Annotated in this window: 15 protein-coding genes; 9 read left to right on the top strand and 6 right to left on the bottom strand. The window is 71.6% G+C overall.

The features are described 5' to 3' along the window. The first annotated feature begins 451 nt into the window (after positions 1-451). Positions 452-1825: a phenylacetate--CoA ligase family protein gene (locus AC07DI_RS09710; RefSeq protein WP_478903422.1), complete on the top strand. Its 1374-nt coding sequence runs from the start codon at positions 452-454 to the stop codon at positions 1823-1825. A gap of 9 nt (positions 1826-1834) precedes the next feature. Here AC07DI_RS09710 and AC07DI_RS09705 read toward each other — a convergent pair whose 3' ends face one another. The 6 genes from AC07DI_RS09705 to AC07DI_RS09680 all read right to left on the bottom strand — a co-directional run bounded on the left by AC07DI_RS09705 (position 1835) and on the right by AC07DI_RS09680 (position 7086). Beyond that, on the bottom strand, positions 1835-2827 hold the full coding sequence (locus AC07DI_RS09705; RefSeq protein WP_478903420.1) for an esterase/lipase family protein: 993 nt from the start codon (positions 2825-2827) through the stop codon (positions 1835-1837). A gap of 145 nt (positions 2828-2972) precedes the next feature. Beyond that, complete coding sequence (locus tag AC07DI_RS09700) at positions 2973-3503, bottom strand: GNAT family N-acetyltransferase (RefSeq protein ID WP_478903418.1); 531 nt, start codon at positions 3501-3503, stop codon at positions 2973-2975. Between the two features lie 42 nt (positions 3504-3545). Next, positions 3546-4040, bottom strand: a complete 495-nt coding sequence (locus tag AC07DI_RS09695) for a DinB family protein (protein ID WP_478903416.1) — start codon at positions 4038-4040, stop codon at positions 3546-3548. A gap of 97 nt (positions 4041-4137) precedes the next feature. Beyond that, positions 4138-4764 carry a methyltransferase domain-containing protein gene (locus AC07DI_RS09690; RefSeq protein WP_478903461.1) on the bottom strand — a complete coding sequence of 209 codons (627 nt, stop codon included), beginning with the start codon at positions 4762-4764 and terminating at the stop codon, positions 4138-4140. Positions 4765-4946: 182 nt separating this feature from the next. Beyond that, positions 4947-5873 carry a cation diffusion facilitator family transporter gene (locus tag AC07DI_RS09685; RefSeq protein WP_478903414.1) on the bottom strand — a complete coding sequence of 309 codons (927 nt, stop codon included), beginning with the start codon at positions 5871-5873 and terminating at the stop codon, positions 4947-4949. A gap of 121 nt (positions 5874-5994) precedes the next feature. After that, positions 5995-7086 carry a mechanosensitive ion channel family protein gene (locus tag AC07DI_RS09680; protein WP_478903412.1) on the bottom strand — a complete coding sequence of 364 codons (1092 nt, stop codon included), beginning with the start codon at positions 7084-7086 and terminating at the stop codon, positions 5995-5997. 369 nt (positions 7087-7455) lie between these two features. On the opposite strand from AC07DI_RS09680, the gene AC07DI_RS09675 reads away from it, so the two are divergent. From AC07DI_RS09675 to AC07DI_RS09640, 8 genes are all read left to right on the top strand, one after another. Continuing rightward, positions 7456-8601 carry an amidinotransferase gene (locus AC07DI_RS09675; protein ID WP_478903410.1) on the top strand — a complete coding sequence of 382 codons (1146 nt, stop codon included), beginning with the start codon at positions 7456-7458 and terminating at the stop codon, positions 8599-8601. A 146-nt stretch (positions 8602-8747) separates the two neighbouring features. After that, on the top strand, positions 8748-9881 hold the full coding sequence (locus AC07DI_RS09670; RefSeq protein ID WP_478903408.1) for an ROK family transcriptional regulator: 1134 nt from the start codon (positions 8748-8750) through the stop codon (positions 9879-9881). A 67-nt stretch (positions 9882-9948) separates the two neighbouring features. Beyond that, positions 9949-11205, top strand: a complete 1257-nt coding sequence (locus AC07DI_RS09665; RefSeq protein ID WP_478903406.1) for an ABC transporter substrate-binding protein — start codon at positions 9949-9951, stop codon at positions 11203-11205. Then, positions 11202-12146 (top strand): carbohydrate ABC transporter permease, encoded by a 945-nt coding sequence (locus AC07DI_RS09660; RefSeq protein ID WP_478903404.1) that lies wholly within the window; start codon positions 11202-11204, stop codon positions 12144-12146. The genes AC07DI_RS09665 and AC07DI_RS09660 overlap by 4 nt, the downstream gene beginning before the upstream one ends. After that, positions 12139-13038 (top strand): carbohydrate ABC transporter permease, encoded by a 900-nt coding sequence (locus AC07DI_RS09655; RefSeq protein ID WP_478903402.1) that lies wholly within the window; start codon positions 12139-12141, stop codon positions 13036-13038. Before AC07DI_RS09660 ends, AC07DI_RS09655 begins: the two co-directional genes overlap by 8 nt. Before the next feature lie 37 nt (positions 13039-13075). Beyond that, on the top strand, positions 13076-14164 hold the full coding sequence (locus tag AC07DI_RS09650; protein ID WP_478903400.1) for a Gfo/Idh/MocA family protein: 1089 nt from the start codon (positions 13076-13078) through the stop codon (positions 14162-14164). Then, entirely contained in the window at positions 14161-15189 is a 1029-nt protein-coding gene (locus AC07DI_RS09645) for a Gfo/Idh/MocA family protein (RefSeq protein ID WP_478903398.1), read from the top strand. Before AC07DI_RS09650 ends, AC07DI_RS09645 begins: the two co-directional genes overlap by 4 nt. An 84-nt stretch (positions 15190-15273) precedes the next feature. After that, positions 15274-17391 carry a hypothetical protein gene (locus tag AC07DI_RS09640; RefSeq protein WP_478903396.1) on the top strand — a complete coding sequence of 706 codons (2118 nt, stop codon included), beginning with the start codon at positions 15274-15276 and terminating at the stop codon, positions 17389-17391. The last annotated feature ends 22 nt before the right edge of the window (positions 17392-17413 follow it).

The following is a 17413-nucleotide window of genomic DNA, read 5'->3' as shown; positions in this document are numbered from 1 at the left end:
GCCGACGGGGCGTGATGGGTCTCGATTATGACGGTGGCGTTTGCCCGCGCCACCCTGAAACCGCAGCGCACGCGCCCCGGACGTGTGGTCGTGGAGCGGCCGTGTGTGCGGGCCTGGGGCGCCGAGTGGCTGGATCCGGCCCCGTGTGAAGCAGTGGCAGTCGGCCACTCGACCGGTCCGGGCGCCTCCAGGACGGGCTTGTCACCTTTTGGGGTGACTGTGCGCCATTCAAGGGGCCTTGTCCGACCGCGCATCCGCGATCGTCGTGCCATGGATGACGTGCGGGAACCGCGGGCAGGGGACAGGCCGGGGGCCGCCCCCGCCCGGGGCCGGCCCTCCGGCGCCCATCACCCCCCGACAGCGGCGGGGTAGACGTTCAGACGTACGTCCCCGCCGAACTCCGGCAGGCCGGCCACCGGGCCGGGGCTGCCACCCGAAGGAGCGCAAGACGATGAGCGAGAGCATGTCGTGGCTGATGCGGGACAACCGCAAGGCCCGCAAGCAGGGCGCGGCCGCGGTCGCGCGGCGCCGGGGCGACCGACTGGCGGACCTGGTCGCCTACGCCCGCTCCGCGTCGCCGTACTACCAGGAGCTCTACCGCGGTCTGCCCGAACGGGTCGACGACCCCACGCTGTTGCCGGTCACCGACAAGAAGCGGCTGATGGACCAATTCGACGACTGGGCGACGGACCGGGACATCACCTTCGAGAAGGTGCGCGCGTTCACCGACGATCCCGACCTGATCGGACGCCGCTTCCTCGGCCGCTACCTCGTGGCCACCACATCGGGCACCAGCGGCAGGCGCGGCCTGTTCGTCCTCGACGACCGGTACATGACCGTGTCGTCCGCCGTCTCGTCCCGGGTGCTCGCTTCCTGGCTCGGCCCCCTCGGCATCGCCCGCGCCCTCGCCCACGGCGGCCGCTTCGCCCAACTCGTCGCCACCGACGGCCATTACGTCGGCTTCGCCGGATACTCCCGGATGGCGATGGAGGGCGGCGGGCGCAGCAAGCTGCTCCGCGCGCTCTCCGTGCATGAGCCGATGTCGAAGCTGGTGGCCGAGCTCAACGACTACCGACCGGCGTTCATCATCGGCTACACCAGCACGATCATGCTGCTCACCGCCGAACAGGAGGCGGGCCGCCTGCACATCGACCCGGTGCTGATCGAGCCCGCGGGCGAGACGATGAGCGAGAGCGACACCGACCGCATCGCGAAGGCCTTCGGCGCCAAGGTGCGCACGATGTACAGCGCGACGGAGTGCACGTACCTCAGCCACGGCTGCGTCGAGGGCTGGTACCACGTCAATGACGACTGGGCCGTGCTCGAACCCGTCGACGCCGACCACCAGCCCGTACCGCCGGGAGAGTTCTCGCACACGGTCCTCATCAGCAACCTCGCCAACCGCGTACAGCCGTTCCTCCGCTACGACCTCGGCGACAGCGTCATGCTCCGGCCCGACCCCTGCCCGTGCGGCGCCTCGTCACCCGCGATCCGGGTCCAGGGCCGGGCCGGTGACATCCTCACGTTCCCCTCGGGCCGCGGCGACGACGTCCGGCTCGCCCCGCTCGCCTTCAGCAGCCTCTTCGACCGCATGCCCGGAGTGGAACTCTTCCAGATCGAGCAGACACAGCCCTCGACCCTGCGGGTGCGCCTGGTCCGGGCCCCCGGAGCCGACGACGAGCGCGTGTGGCGGAACGCTCACGACGGGCTGACCCGCCTGCTCGCCGACAACAAACTCGACAACGTCACCGTGGAACGGGGCGAGGAGCCGCCGCGGCAGGGCGACGGCGGCAAGTACCGGACGATCATCCCGTACACCGCCTGACCGGCCGCGTCAGCGGGCGTAGTCGCGCAACGGCGGCTCCGCGTCGGCCCACGGCTGGCTGTGGATCAGCAGCTCGACCGGGTAATCGAGCAGACCCGGCAGGGCGTTGACGGCTTCCGCACTGTTGAGCGGCATGATCGGCTCGGCGCAGTGCGCCCGGTCGATCCGGCCGGAGTCGGCGGGGCCCGGGTGCTCGATCGCGTCGTCGACCAGGTCGTAGCTGACCTGGTCGACGACCATGGCGATATGGGTCGGCCACGGTCGCCCCGGGCAGATGTCCTGGACCCCGATCCGGTGGGCGCCCGGTAGCGAAGGGGGCTGCCCGTCGGCGATCACGGACTCATCGGCGTACGAGTAGATCGTGGTGTACGACGGGCCCGCGGGCATCGGTGTGCCGCCGGCGGCGAGGGCCTTCGTCCAGTTCGAATCGCGGGCGAACTGCAGGACCGAGGCCGGACAGCGGGCGATCTCCGCGATCGGACGACAGGGGCTGGCGAGCCGTGTCCCTTGGAACGGGGAGCCCAGCGTCACCATGTCGTCGACCCTGTCCGCCAGGTCGGGCCAGTAGCGCAGGGCCCACGCCGTCAGGAGCCCGCCCTGGCTGTGCCCGACCAGGTCCACCTTCCGGCCGGTGCGCTCCTGGACGGTGCGCACCGCGTGGACGACGTACTCGACGGACTCCTGCATGTCCCTGAGCCCGCGGCCGGGGGAGTCCACCCAGCAGCCCTGGTAGCCCTTCTTCTCGAGCTCGGACAGATAGTTCCAGGCGTAGTTCTCCTCGCCCTTGAGGCCGGTGCCCGGGACGAAGATGACGGTCGGCTTGTCGTCGGCCCGGCGCGGGTCGTCGAGGTCCGTCCGGCAGTGCAGCGCCTTGGCGAGCTCGGCTGCCGGAATCTCCAGCGGCGGCGACGGATCGGCCGCCGCCCCGGCGGTGGAGGCCGGAAGGACGGAGAGGGCCAGCACGGCCGCCGCGAGAGAGCCGAGCCATGAGGACAAGCGCACAGTGACCTCCGCGAGACAGATGGAGAGCCCCCGCCACAGGAGGCCCTTCATCGTGAAGCGGTGCACCACTGGACGTCAACAGCCTCACGGGTAACGCGAGTTGACCGCAGGCGTGCCGCTCCGGCTGTCGGGCGTCATCCCGGCGCTACTCCGCCGTGATGGCCCAGCGCTCGTGGTCCTTCCACTCGCCGTTGATGAGCTGGAAGGCGCTCGAGTATCCCTCGTACCGGAAGCCGAGGCGTTTGACGAGGTTCAGCGAGGGCGTGTTGTCCGGCTGGATGTTCGCCTCGAGCCGGTGGAGTCCCAGCTCGTCGAAGGCGAACTCGATGACGAGGCCCAGGCCTTCGGTGAGGTAGCCGCGGCCGGTCGTGGACGCGTACGCGGTGTAGCCCAGGGTGCCGTTCCGGAAGGCGCCCCGCACCATGTTGTTGATGTTGACGCCGCCCACGATCGCGCCGGTTGCGTGCAGGCAGACCACGAAGCCTTCATGGGTGGGCTGCTCGAACCGCGCGAGAAACGCTTCGAACGCTTCCACCGACATCTCGCCGCCGCCGACCCAGCGGTGCAGCATGTCCGCGCTCTCGGCGCGCAGTGCGGCGATCTCCTCGTAGTCCTGACGGCGGACCCGGCGTATGGCCACGCGCGGGCCCTGACACAGATATGTGGTGGTTGCCATCCGGCGATCGTAAGATCGTATGCACCCCGGAGTCGACGCGATTCAGCGCCCGGTGCTGCCGTCGATGAGTTCGCGAAGGATGTCGGCGTGGCCCGCGTGCCGGCCGGTCTCCTCGATCATGTGGGTGAGCGCCCAGCGGACGCTCGGCGCCGGGCTCGGGCGATCCGGGCGGGGGAGTGGCGCGCCGAGGTCGGTGCACGTGTCGAGGACCTCGTTCGCGCGGTCGACGGTGGCCCGGTAGCGGGCGACGACGTCGGAGACACCGTCCTGCGGGGCGGGCCGGAGCGTCGAAGGCCAGTCGGTGATCCGTTCGCCCAGGAACGTCGCGCTCTCGACGGCGACCAGATGGTTGAGCAGCCCGAGCAGACTCGTGCCCGACGGCACCGCCGCCGCCCGGACCTGCGGTTCCGCGGCTCCTTCGACCTTCGCGGCGATCGAGGCGCGCAGGTAGTCGAGGAACCCGCGCAGGACTTCGGCCTCGCTGTTCGCGGTGCGGGGCGGCGGGGTGTCGTTGCGGCGGGAGGAAGCGGTGGGCACGGCGTACTCCTTGTGCGGCGGGACGTGGTGTGCGGGGAGGGGAGAGGCGGTGGCGCGTCAGCGTCGGGGCGGGGGCGCCGGGTGACGCGGGGCGGCGTCAGCGAGCTCGGCGTATCAGCAGCACGTGGTCGATGACCTCCGCGGTGCGCCCGTCGGGACCGGTCGCCACCCGGCGCGGCGCGTCCGCCCGCTCCACCGGCCATTGCGCGGGAGGCAGGCGCAGCTGCTCGGCGACCTCCCGCGCGGTCGGGTAGCGCACGTCCGGGTCCTGGTTCCACGACCACGGCGCCGTCGAACCGTGGTCGACGACCAGGAGAAGGCCGCCCGGGCGCAGCAGCCGGGCAGCGGCCCGCAGGATGGCCGACCGGTCCTGCTCGTAGGGGGTCTGGAAGTAGTGGGCGGTGACCAGGTCCAGTTCGAGGCCGGGCAGCGAGGCGCGCGCGTCGTGCTGTCGGGCCGTGATCCGCTCGCTCAGGCCGCGTGCGCGGGCCAGCCGGCCGAGGCGCGTGATCGCCACGTCCGAGACGTCGAGGGCGGTGACCCGCCAGCCCCGGCCCGCGAGCCACAGCGCGTCACCGCCGCCACCGCAGCCGAGGTCCAGGGCGTCCCCCGGGGGCAGGGCGCTCACCATCTCGACGAGGCGGGTGTTCGGCCGCGGATCGGTGGGCGTGGGCAGCTCCGCGTACACCTCGTCCCAGTACGCCGCGGCGTCGATGTGCTCCATGTGCTCCATCGGATCGGGTTCCTTCCCTCGGTTTCCGTGGAGCGAGTCTCAGCCGAAACGTCAGCAACTGGCATCCCGCCTTGCAGATCTGGCAATTCGGGGCACTCGGGGAGCACGTTCCGGCGGGTGGCGCCCCGCGTGGGCAGCAACCGGCGGTTCCGCGTGCGCAGCAGCCGGTGACCCTACGCGTGCAGCGCCCCGCCCTCCTCCACATGCCCCTCAGGCTCCAGCTGGATCGTCGAGTGGGCCACGTCGAAGTGGCCCCCGACGCACCGTTGCAGGCGGCCGAGCAGTGCTCCGTAACCGTCCCTGAGCGCCTCGTCGGTGACCACCACGTGCGCCGTGAGCACCGGCATGCCCGAGGTGACCGTCCAGCCGTGCAGATCGTGCACGGCGACCACGCCCCGCTCCGCGAGCAGATGCCGGCGGACCTCGCCGAGGTCGACGTCCTGCGGAGTCGCCTCAAGCAGGACGTGCACGGAGTCCCGCAGCAGCCCGTACGCACGCGGCACGATCAGCACCCCGATGACGATCGAGGCGATCGGGTCGGCGGCCTGCCGGCCCGTGAACAGGATGATCAGGCCGCCCACGATCACGGCGACCGAGCCGAGCGCGTCCCCGAGGACCTCCAGGTACGCGCCCCGCAGGTTGAGGCTCTTCTCCTTGGCGTCCCCCAGCAGCCACAGCCCCACCAGATTGGCGAGCAGCCCGCCCACCGCGACCACGAACATGAGGCCGCCCTTGACCTCAACCGGCTCGCTGAACCGACGGATCGCCGACCACAGCACCCAGACGAAGATGGCGACGAGCAGCAGCGCGTTCAGGACCGCGGAGAAGATCTCGACCCGGTAGAACCCGAAGGTCCGCCGCGGCGTCGGCGCGCGCTGGGCGAGGGTGATGGCGCCGAGCGCCAGCGCGACGCCCACCGCGTCGGTCAGGCTGTGCGCGGCGTCGGCGAGCAGCGCGAGGCTGCCGGACAGGAGCGCGCCGACCACCTGGATGACGGTGATCGTGCCGCTGATGCCGATGGTCCACAGCAGGCGGTCGCGGTACGTCCCGCTGAGCGTGCCGCCCGCCGTCGCCGCGGCCGGGCCGTGGTCGTGCCCCATGCCCGCGAGTGGATCACGGGGCGCGGCGCGCTGCCACCGGACGGCGCCGCCCGGAGGCAGCGCGCCGAGCCTGCGGCCCGGCCGGGTTCTCGGCCACCGGGCAGGCCCCCGGCCGGGGCTCTCAGTGGATCTGCGGGGACACCGAGGTGCCGCGCTGGTGCGGGATCCCGAGCGGCGGGGGCAGCTCGCCCTGCTGGACCGTCACCGTGCGCGCGGGGGCGGGCACCCGGATGCCCTCGGCGCGGTAGCGCTGGTGCAGGCGCTTGATGAACTCGTGCTTGATCCGGTACTGGTCGCTGAACTCGCCGACGCCCAGGATCACCGTGAAGCTGATCCGCGAATCGCCGAAGGTGTGGAAGCGGATGGCCGCCTCGTGGTCGGGGACCGCGCCGGTGATGTCGGTCATCACCTCGTCCACGACCTCCGTCGTGACGCGTTCGACGTGCTCCAGGTCGCTGTCGTAGCTCACCCCGACCTGCACCGTGATCGACAGCTCCTGCTCGGGCCGGCTGAAGTTGGTCATGTTGGTGCTCGCCAGCTTGGCGTTGGGGATGATCACGAGGTTGTTGGAGAGCTGCCGCACGGTCGTGTTGCGCCAGTTGATGTCGACGACGTAGCCCTCCTCCCCGCTGCTGAGCTGGATGTAGTCGCCGGGCTGCACGGTCTTCGCCGCGAGGATGTGCACGCCCGCGAAGAGGTTGGCGAGGGTGTCCTGGAGGGCCAGGGCGACCGCGAGGCCGCCCACGCCGAGCGCGGTGAGCAGCGGCGCGATGGAGATGCCGAGGGTCTGCAGGACGACGAGGAAGCCCATCGCGAGCACCACGATCCGCGTGATGTTCACGAAGATGGTGGCCGAGCCCGCCACCCCGGAGCGGGACTGCGCCACCGCCCTGACCAGGCCCGTCACGATCCGCGCGGCGGTGAGCGTGGCCGCGAGGATGAGCAGCGCGGTCAGCGTCATGGAGACGTTGTGTCCGGTGCGCGCCGTCAGGGGCAGCGCGCCCGCCGCGGCGGCGAGCCCGGCGGTGATGGCCGCGCAGGGCACGAGGGTGCGCAGGGCGTCGACGATGACGTCGTCACCGCTCCACCGGGTCCGGCTGGCCCGTACGCCGAGCCACCGGAGGAGGGTACGGAGCAGCAGCCCCGCCACGATGCCGGCGGCCACCGCGATGCCGGCGACCATCCAGTCGTGCAGTGTGAGCGCACGGGTCATCGGTTCACTCCCGTCGCACGGGAGGAGTGGTTCGTCGTGCGGAGCGAATGCCCCGCCACGCGGCGTATGTGAAGTGACGTCACCTTGTGATACCTGCTCGATTCCGGGAGTTCGGTCGCGCGGGGCGAGAGACCAGGCCCGGCGCGGACGTCATCCTGCCCCATGCGGCGACACCGTGCGCACGTACCCCCACCTGGATCTTCACGGACCGCTCACCTCTGTAAACCGGGCCGTGGTGACGCAGTGTCAGGGACGGGGCCGGGCGCGGTGGCAGGCGCGGCATGCGCCGATGGACGGTCCGCCCGTGATAAAGCCTTGAGCCGGGCGATTTGTCGGTTCCTGTGTGTGAGTGAATGGAAGTGGCCGAGCATGGCGGTGGAGCGTGAAGCCGCAGTTCTGGAAGAGCCGACAGGCGGCGAGCCGATCCGCGAACCCCTCGTCTCGCCGGTCGGTTCGCACAATGAGTGGGACCCGCTGGAGGAAGTCGTCGTGGGCCGCCTCGACGGGGCGACGATCCCTTCCAGCCACCCGGTCGTGACCTGCAACATCCCGCCCTGGGCGGCGCGGCTGCAAGGGCTCGCCGCGGGCTTCGAGTACCCGCACCGGCTGCTCGCGCCGGCCCAGCGGGAACTCGACGGATTCATCACTCTCCTGCGCTCCCTCGGCGTCACGGTCACCCGCCCAGAAGCGGTCGAGCACAAGCGGCACTTCGCCACCCCCGACTGGTCGTCGCGGGGATTCTGCAACGCCTGCCCGCGCGACGGCCTGCTCGTCGTCGGCGACGAGATCATCGAGACGCCGATGGCATGGCCCTGCCGGTACTTCGAGACGCACTCCTACCGCGAGCTCCTCAAGGACTACTTCCGGCGCGGCGCGCGCTGGACGGCGGCACCGAGGCCACAGCTCCTCGACACGCTGTACGAGGAGGACTTCCGCCCGCCCGGCCCCGACGAGCCGATGCGCTACGTCCTCACCGAGTTCGAGCCGGTGTTCGACGCGGCGGACTTCGTACGCGCCGGCCGCGACCTGTTCGTCACCCGCAGCAACGTCACCAACCGCATGGGCATCGCATGGCTGCGCCGCCACCTCGGGCCCGGCTACCGCATCCACGAGATCGAGAGCCGCTGCCGCACGCCCATGCACATCGACACGACGTTCATGCCGCTCGCCCCCGGCAAGGTCATGATCAACCCCGAGTACATCGACGTCGACCGCCTGCCCGACGTGCTGAGCTCGTGGGACGTCCTGGTCGCCCCCGAGCCCGATCAACTCGACGAGCGGCTGCTCAAGATGACCTCCATGTGCGGCAAATGGCTCAGCATGAACGTTCTGATGGTCGACGAGAAGCGGGTGATCGCCGAGCGGCACCACACCGGCATGCTGCGCGCGCTGGAGAAGTGGGGCTTCGAGACGATCCCGTGCGACCTGCTGCACTACGCCCCGTTCGGCGGCTCGTTCCACTGCGCGACGCTCGACGTGCGGCGCCGCGGCACGCTGGAGTCGTACTTCGACTGACCTCACGCCCTGCTCGTCGAATCCGTGCCGTCCGGGGGGTTCCCGAGTCGCCCGAGTTGTGCAAATCTCCTTTCTAATTCCGCGGGCCGGTGGACGTCACCGCCCGTGACGCGGCCGCTGTCGCGCGGATACGGGGTGAAGCACTGATGCGGAACACGGCGCGCGGGCACGACCTCGTCGCGTTACGACGGCTCAACACCACCGTCGTACTGCGCGCGCTGCACCGCCGCAGCCCGCGCACCCTCGCCGAACTCGCCGCGGGCACCGGCCTTTCCCGCCCCACCGTGGAAGCCGCCGTCGACGAGCTCACCGAGCGCGGGCTCGTCGGCGAGGCGGCGGGGGACCCGGGTGAGCGCGCGCCGGGGCGCCCCGCCCGCCGCTTCCGCTTCCGCACCGAGGCCGGCTACGTGCTCGGTGCCGACATAGGCCCGCACAAGATGGTCCTGCTCCTCGCCGACCTCGGCGGCACCGTCCTGGCCGCCCACCGCCGCGACGTCGACCCGGCGCTCGGCGGCGGCGCCCGGATCGACCTGCTGCGCCACGCGGTGGAGAGCTTCCTCGCCGCCCACGCCCCGCGCCGTGCCGCCGTCCTCGCCCGCTGCGTGGGCGTGCCCGGCACCGTGGACACGAGCGGGGTCGTCACCTCCGTCGTGGTGCCCGAGTGGTCCGGCGTCGACCTCGGGCGGCTCCTCAAGGACGGCGAGCCCGGCCCCACCCTCGTCGAGAACGACGTGAACCTCGCGCTCCTCGCCGAGCGCTGGCAGGGCGCCGCCACCCTCGCCGCCGACGTCGTCTGCGTGCTCACCGGGCACCGGGTCTCGTGCAGCCTCACCATCGGCGGCCGGCTGCACCGCGGCAGGCGCGGCGGCGCGGGCGAGCTCGGCATGCTGCCGCTGCTCGGCATGAGCAGCGCGCAGGACGCCCTGCGCTGGCCGGGCGCGCGGCGCGCAGGGGAGTCCGAAGTGGCCGCGCTCGCCCGTGCCGCGGACACCTCGGACCCCCGTGCGCTGGCCGCCGTCGCGGACTTCGCCGACCGGCTCGCGCCCGGCGTCGCGGCCCTCTGCCTCGCCGTCGACCCCGAACTGATCGTGCTGACCGGCGGGGCGACAGCGGTCGGCCGGCACCTCGTGCCACTGCTCGCCGAGCGGCTGCGCCCCATGACCCTGCACGTCCCGCGCATCGCGCTGAGTTCGCTCGGCGGACGGGGCGTGGCCATCGGCGCCGTGCGCAAGGCGCTCGACCACGTGGAGGAGGAACTGCTCGCGGACACGGCGTCCTGACGGCGCGCCCCGGTGCGGGGGCGGACCGCGGCGGCGCCCGACGACTTCCCGGGAGGCGAAGGCGCACATGCGCAGAAGGACACTGCTCGGCGGGGCGCTGGCGGCCCCCTTGCTCGCCGCCTGCTCCGACGGGGGCGACGGCTCGGGCGGCGGGGGCAGGACGACGCTCTCGTACGGCATGTGGGACCCGGCGCAGGTGCCGGGCATGGAAGGGATCATCGCCGCGTTCGAGAAGGCGAACCCGCGGATCTCCGTGCGGATCGAACTGACGCCCTGGGCGAGCTACTGGACCACGCTCAAGACGTCGATGCGCGGCGGCACCGCCCCCGACGTCTTCTGGATGAACGCCGTCAACTTCCAGCTGTACGCGTCAGGCGGCGTCCTCGAACCGCTCTCCGGCCACATCAAGGCGGATGCCACACCGGTGGACCGTCACCCGGAAGCCCTCGTCAAGCTCTACTCCTACCGCGGCACGCAGTACGGCCTTCCCAAGGACTTCGACACCATCGGCCTCTGGTACAACAAGAAGCTGTTCGACAAGGCGGGCATCAAGTACCCGGACGCGAGCTGGACCTGGGACGACGTGCGCGACGCGGCGGCCGAGCTCACCGATCCGCGTGAGGGCGTGCACGGCTTCGCCGCCGAGATGGACCGGCAGTTCAAGATCTACCCGGCCATCTGCCAGGCGGACGGATACGTCATCGAGGACGGCCGCTCGGGCTTCGGCGACGAGCGGTCCATCGAGGGCCTGCGCTTCCTGACCGACATGGTCGACCGGGGCTGGTCACCGCCGCAGAGCGCGATGGTCGAGTCCATCGGCCGGGTGCGCTACTGGTCGGAGAAGGTCGCCATGAACTACGACGTCTCCGCGATGGCCGGGCAGATGTATGCCGTCCCCGCGCTCAGGGACCACGGCGGCCTCGCCGTCCTGCCCAAGGGCCGGCGCAGGGCCACCATCATCCACGGCCTGGCCAACGTGATCTCGGCCAAGAGCCGCAAGAAGGCGGCGGCCTGGAAGTTCGTGCACTTCATGGCGGGCCGCGAAGCCGCCGAGATCCAGTCGAAGTCGGGTGTCACCATCTCCTCGTACGAAGGAACCCAGGACGCCTGGCTCGAGGCGATGCCGGAATTCGATCTGAAGCACTACATCGAGATGCAGAAGTACGCGGTGCCCTATCCGAGCTCCAAGAACACCGCCGTCTGGGAGAACCTCCAATACCCGCTGCTCGGCGCCGCGTTCAGCGGAAAGGGCGGCATCGAGAGCGCCGCCCGCACGCTGGGCGAGCAGATGGACCGGGCCCTGAAGGAGGAACGCGCCTCATGAGTGTCTTTCCCGCCACGGCGGCCGCGAAAGCGGCCGGGCGCCGCGCCACCGCGTCCGGTACGCGTCCCCGGTCCCGCAACCAGAAGGCCGCGTACTGGTTCGTCGCGCCGCTCGGAATCGGCTTCGCCGTCTTCTACTTCTGGCCGCTGCTGCAGACGTTGTACTTCAGCTTCACCGAATTCGGGGCCTTCGGCGGCCACACGTTCATCGGCACCGACAACTACGTCCGCGTCGTCAAGGACGTCACCGTCTGGCAGGCGCTCGGCAACACCCTGATCTACACCCTCATCGGCCTCATGGCGCTGCCGATCGCCATCGTCGTCGCCTCGCTCCTGAACCGGCGCGGGCTGCGCGGCGTCCCGCTCTACCGGGCCCTGTACTTCGTGCCGTTCGTGACGCTGCCCGTCGCCGTCGGGCTGGTCTGGAACTGGCTCTACAACGGCGACTTCGGCCTCCTCAACGAAGTCCTGAGCTGGTTCGGCGTGGACCGGCACTACTGGGTGTCGGACCCCTCCACGGCGGTCTACGCGATCGGCACCGTGATCGTCTGGTCGACCACCGGCTACTACCTGATCATCTTCATGGCGGGCATCAAGGGAATTCCGCAGGACTACTACGAGGCCGCCGAACTCGACGGGGCAGGATCGCTGCGCAGGTTCTTCACCATCACCCTGCCGCTGCTCAGCCCCACCATCTTCTTCGCCTCCATCATCTGCATGATCAATTCACTGCAGACCTTCGACCTGATCTACATCATGATGGCCGAGAAGAATCCGGCGATCGGCGACACCCAGTCGATCGTCGGCCTCTTCTACAAATGGGCGTTCATGGAGAACGCGCAGGGCGCCGCGGCCGCGCTCGCCTTCCTGCTCATGCTCGTCATCGCCGGCCTGACCTTCCTGCAGTTCCGGCTCCAGAAGAGGTGGGTGCACTATGCCTGAGCACGCCCCCGAGCATCCTGCGCACGCCCCCGAGCAAGCCACCGGGCCCACCCGGACGCGCAGGAACCGGCGCCGCGTCGACCCCGGATCCATCGCCACCCACGCCGTCCTCTCGCTCGGCGCCCTCGTGATGGTCTTCCCCTTCCTCTGGCAGCTGCTCACCGCGCTCAAGACCCTCGCGGAAACCTCCCGCGTACCGCCCACCTTCCTGCCCGACACCTGGAACTGGTCGAGCTTCGAAGAGGTCTTCACCGCACTGCCGTTCCGCGAAATGCTCACCAACAGCCTCATCAACACCGTCGGACGCACCCTCGGTCAGCTCGTCTTCTGCTCACTCGCCGCCTACGCGTTCGCGCGCATGCAATTCCGCGGCCGCAACGCGCTGTTCGCGCTCTTCCTCTCCGTGCTGATGGTGCCGAGCTCCCTGCTCGTCCTGCCGCAGTACGACATCGTCCAGTGGCTCGGCCTGCTCAACACCGCCCCCGCGCTCTTCCTGCCCGGCATGTTCAGCGCGTTCGGCACGTTCATGCTGCGCCAGTTCTTCCTCTCGCTCCCCAAGGAGCTGGAGGAGGCCGCCCGCATCGACGGCGCCGGGCCCTTCCGCATCTTCTGGTCGGTCATGCTGCCGCTGATCCGGCCCGCACTGGCCGCCCTCGCCGTCATCACCGCCATGTGGTCCTGGAACGACCTGCTGTGGCCGCTGATCGTCAACACCGACCCGCAGAAGATGCCCATCAGCGCGGGGCTGACATCCCTGGAGGGCCAGTTCGAGACGAACTACCCGATCATGATGGCCGGTTCGCTCGTCGCGAGCCTGCCGATGCTGCTCGTCTACGTCTTCCTGCAGCGGCACTTCGTCCAGAGCGTCGCCCTCTCCGGCTCCAAGAGCTGACCTCCCTGCCCCCCCCACGGAAAGGCAGCCGTCCTCCATGGCACCGCTCCACATCGGCCTGCTCGGCGCCGGCGGCATCGCCCGCGCGCATCTGCCCGGCTGGCTCGCGCTCGGCGCCCGCGTGAGCATCCACACCGTCGACGGCTCCGCGGAGAAGCTCGCCTCCGCGTACGCGGAGCGCGGCCACGACGTCCGGGCAGTCGACAGCCTGGACGACCTCCTCGGCGACGTGCGGGCCGTCGACGTCTGCACCCCCACCCCCACCCACAAGCAACTCGCCCTCGCAGCTGTGGCCGCCGGCCGGCACGTCGTCTGCGAGAAGCCGCTCGCCCTCACCGCCCGCGACGCCGCGGAGCTCGCGGCAGCCGCCGACGCGTCGGGCGTACGGCTTCATCCCGCACACGTGGTGCGCTACTTCCCTGCGTACGCGGCCCTGCGGCGGGCCGTCGTCCGCGGCGACCTCGGCGAGCTCGCCGTGCTGCGCTTCACCCGCGGCGGGGCCCGGCCCCGCTGGGCCCCGTGGTTCGGCGACCCGGCCCAGTCCGGGGGCGTCATCATGGACCTGATGGTGCACGACATCGACATCGCCCGCTGGCTCGCGGGCGACGTGGTCCGCGTGCACGCAAGGACCCGCGGCGTCGAGCACGCCACCGGCAGCCCGCCCGAGGTCGTCACCGCCACCGCCGTCCTCACCCACGCGTCGGGTGCCGTCAGCCACATCGACGGACTGTGGGGACTGCCCGACCAGGAGTTCCGCACGACGTTCCGGGTCGCGGGGGCCGACGGCCTGCTGCACCACGACTCCACGGCCGTGCCCGGCTTCCGGATCACCGCACAGGGCGTACGGGCCGCGAACGAAGGCATCCCGTCCAGCCCGATGACCGAGAGCCCGTTCCTCGCCGAACTCCGCGAGTTCGCCGCGTCCTGGCAGGAGGGCGGCCCCGAACCGCGGGTGAGCGCCCGCGACGGCGTCGAAGCGGTGCGGATCGCCGAGGCCGCGGTGGAGTCGAGCCGCACCGGCCGTGTCATCGAGCTCGGCCGTGCCATCGCGACCGCGCCCGACGTCGGGAGCGCCTCCGTCAACGGGGCCGCCCCTGTCGTCAAGTACGAGGAGGCAGCGCGATGAAGGTCATGAAGGTCGCCGTCCTGTCGTTCGCCCACGTCCACGCCGCCGGGTACCTCCGCCTCCTGGCCCGCATGCCCGGCATCGAGGTCCTGGGCAGCGACCCGGACACCGACCTCGCGGCCCCCGGCGAGGTGCGCGGACGCCCCGTCGCCGACGCGTCGGGCGCCGCCTACACGGACACGTACGACGAGGCGTTCGCCTGGGGCCCGGACGCGGTCATCGTCTGCTCAGAGAACGCCCGGCACCGCCCCTTGGTCGAACTCGCCGCGGCACACGGCGTGCCCGTCCTCTGCGAGAAGCCGCTTGCCGCCACCGTCGCGGACGGCGAGGCGATGGTCGACGCCTGCCGCGCCGCAGGAGTGCGGCTCGCGATCGCCTACCCGGTGCGCTTCAGCCCGGCGTACGCCGCCGTGAAGGCGGCCGTCACCTCAGGGGAGGCGGGGCAGGTCCTCAGAGTGTCGGGCGCCAACAACGGCGCCATGCCGACCCGCGCCCGCCGCTGGTTCGCCGAGCCCGAACTCTCCGGCGGCGGCGCCCTGATGGACCACACCGTGCACATCGCCGACCTCCTCGACGACCTCTTCGGCGAGGCCCTGCCCGTCGAGGTCTACGCACAGACCAACAACCTCCTGTACGCCGACGAGGTCGCCGCCGAGACCAGCGGCCTGGTCAGCGTGACCTACCCCAACGGCGCCGTCGCCACCATCGACTGCAGCTGGTCCCACCCCCGCTCCCACCACTCCTGGGGCGGCCTCGAACTCACCGTCGTCGGCGAGCGGGCCACCCTGGAGATGGACGCCTTCGACCAGAAGGTGCACGGCTTCAGCGAACGCCGGGGGCGCGGCACCGAAGTGCCGTTCGGCGTGGACCTGGACGAGCTCATGCTGCGCGCCTTCCTGTACGGGCCGGAGGAGGGCGGCATGACCGTCGCGGACGGCGAGGGCGGTCTGCGCACGCTGCGCATCGTGGAGGCCGGTTACGCCTCGGCCCGCAGTGGAGTCCCGGTGCCGCTCGACCTGCGGTGAAGCGGGGAAGGGCTGCGTCCGTGTGGCGCGGGCCCATCCTCCGGGCGACGACGGGGATGGGAGGACACGCCCTAGAGTTGGGCCGTGGATGATGAGCGGACGCGGAACACGGTGGGCGGGCAGGCGCGGGTCGGGACGGTCGTCCAGACGGGCCGTGTCGAGGTCCTGAACCTGTACGGGGGCGACGGGCCCGACGACGGTGAAGTGATGTGCCATCAGTTGCCTCCCGATGTGCGGCACTTCGAGGACCGCGACGACCAGCGCTCGCTGGCGCTCGGCGCCGCCGCCCGCCCCAGAGCGGCCGGCCGGCCCCTCGTCGTCTCGGTCACCGGGGTGCACGGCGTCGGCAAGACCGCCCTCGCCGTGCACCTGGCCCACCGCCTCGCAGCGGCCGACTCCTACGTCGTGCGGTACGTCGACCTCGACGACCACCGCCCCGACGGCGGCACCGACCTGGCCGACGTCATGGGGGAGCTGCTGCGGTCCTTCGGCGTGAGCGACCTGCTGGAGGGCCCCGCGCCGCGTCGTCGCAGGCAGTACTGGGAACAGACGGGCAAGCGGCGCCTCGTCCTCGTCCTCGACAACGTCCGTACCGGCACCGAGGTCAGCGGGCTCCTCCCCTCATCCGCGGAGAGCGTCGTCGTCGCCGCGGGCAGGCAGACGCTGTTCGACGTCGAGGGCGGAGTGGACCTGGAACTCCCGGTGGACCCGCTCGAAGAGCCGCACGCCGAGCGGCTGTTGAGCCGGATCGCCGACGACCCGCGGCTCACCGCCGACCCCGCGTCGGCCGCCGAACTCGCCCGGATCTGCGGCGGCCTGCCCGCCGCCCTCCAGGTGGCCGCCGAATGGCTGCGCAAGCACCGCACCCGCAGGCTCGCCCGTCTCACCGCCCAACTCGCCGCCGAACTCGACGCGAACGGAGTGCCCACCGTGGAGGCCGTATGGGACGCCGCGTACCAGGACCTCACCCCCGGCGCCGCCACGCTCTACCGCCTGCTCGTCGAGCACCCCGGGCCCTGGATCGACCCCCAAGCGGTCACCGCGCTGCTCGGCAGGGGAGAGGACGAGGCCGAGGACGCCCTCGACGAGCTGGTGCGGGCGAGCCTCCTGGCCCGCGGGCACGACGGACGGCTGCGCCTGCACGATCTGCTGCGCGCGCACGCCGTGCGCCGCGCGGACCGGGCGCGCCGGGACGACGGTGGCCGCGCGGCGGACGAGGCGAGGCGACGCGTCATCCGCTGGTACCTCCGCCAGGCGCAGCGCGCGGACCTGCTCCGCGCCGGAACCCGCATGACCTTCGCCGCACCGGTCCCGGCGCTCCCGGACACCCCCGACACGGACTTCGGGATCACCCCCACCGACGGCGAGAAGCGGCGGAAGGCGAAGGCCCTGCACTGGCTGGAGGCCGAACGGCTCGCCCTGCACGACTGCGTCCGCGTCGCCCACGCGCGCGGCCTCGACGACGAGGCCTGGGCCCTGTGCGAACCCCTGTGGACGCACTACCTCGACCACCCCCGCCTCACGCAGGTCATCGAGACGTTCAGCACCGGACGCGACGCGGCACTGCGCGCGGGACGCCCGCTCGCCGCGCTGGTCCGCATGCGCTGCCAGCTCGCGCGCCCGCTGTGGGAGCAGGGGCGCCACGACGACGCCGAGACAGAACTGCGGCTCGCGGCGGCGGCCGCCGAGACGCTCGGGGACGAGCCCGGGAACAAGAAGCTGCGCGCCTCGGTCGTCGAGTTCCGGGGACTGCTCGGCTCGGCCCGCGGCCAGTGGGCGTCGGCGGCGGCCGACTTCGAGGCGTCCGGGCGCATCCACACGGAGATCGGCAACGCCTACGGGGCCATGCTCCAGACCTACCTGCTCGGCAAGGCCCACACGGAGTTGGGTGAACTCGACCTCGCCGCAGGGCTGTTGACCGACGCCCACGCGCGAGCCGAGGAGCTGGGGCGCGCCCGGCTCGTCGCCAGGACCGGCTTCGCGCTCGCCCGGGTGCTGCGACGCCTCGGGCGCCGGAGCGAGGCCAGGGCGCTCTACGCCGAGGCGCTGGAGCAGGCCCGCCTCGACGAGTCCGCCCGCGAGGAGCTGCGGGTCCTCGACGCGCTGGCGGAGCTGGCCGAGGAGTGCGGGGACGCGGCGGGAGCGGCGGAGTTCCGGTGTGCGGCGCGGGACGTACGGGAGCGGGGCGGCGGCCTGGCCTGACCGGCCCCCGGATCGAGGCAGC

Source organism: Streptomyces sp. NPDC044106 (assembly GCF_056433985.1).
Note: the sequence above shows the minus strand (reverse complement) of the source record. Positions and strands in the feature narration are given on the sequence as shown.

Excerpts from the sequence above, each read along its gene's own strand:
- AC07DI_RS09675 (WP_478903410.1), top strand. The coding sequence starts at position 7,456 with ATGGCGGTGGAGCGTGAAGCCGCAGTTCTGGAAGAGCCGACAGGCGGC.
- AC07DI_RS09680 (WP_478903412.1), bottom strand. The coding sequence starts at position 7,086 with ATGACCCGTGCGCTCACACTGCACGACTGGATGGTCGCCGGCATCGCG.
- AC07DI_RS09660 (WP_478903404.1), top strand. The coding sequence starts at position 11,202 with ATGAGTGTCTTTCCCGCCACGGCGGCCGCGAAAGCGGCCGGGCGCCGC.
- AC07DI_RS09685 (WP_478903414.1), bottom strand. The coding sequence starts at position 5,873 with ATGGGGCACGACCACGGCCCGGCCGCGGCGACGGCGGGCGGCACGCTC.
- AC07DI_RS09690 (WP_478903461.1), bottom strand. The coding sequence starts at position 4,764 with ATGGAGCACATCGACGCCGCGGCGTACTGGGACGAGGTGTACGCGGAG.
- AC07DI_RS09645 (WP_478903398.1), top strand. The coding sequence starts at position 14,161 with ATGAAGGTCATGAAGGTCGCCGTCCTGTCGTTCGCCCACGTCCACGCC.
- AC07DI_RS09665 (WP_478903406.1), top strand. The coding sequence starts at position 9,949 with ATGCGCAGAAGGACACTGCTCGGCGGGGCGCTGGCGGCCCCCTTGCTC.
- AC07DI_RS09710 (WP_478903422.1), top strand. The coding sequence starts at position 452 with ATGAGCGAGAGCATGTCGTGGCTGATGCGGGACAACCGCAAGGCCCGC.
- AC07DI_RS09700 (WP_478903418.1), bottom strand. The coding sequence starts at position 3,503 with ATGGCAACCACCACATATCTGTGTCAGGGCCCGCGCGTGGCCATACGC.
- AC07DI_RS09650 (WP_478903400.1), top strand. The coding sequence starts at position 13,076 with ATGGCACCGCTCCACATCGGCCTGCTCGGCGCCGGCGGCATCGCCCGC.
- AC07DI_RS09655 (WP_478903402.1), top strand. The coding sequence starts at position 12,139 with ATGCCTGAGCACGCCCCCGAGCATCCTGCGCACGCCCCCGAGCAAGCC.
- AC07DI_RS09670 (WP_478903408.1), top strand. The coding sequence starts at position 8,748 with ATGCGGAACACGGCGCGCGGGCACGACCTCGTCGCGTTACGACGGCTC.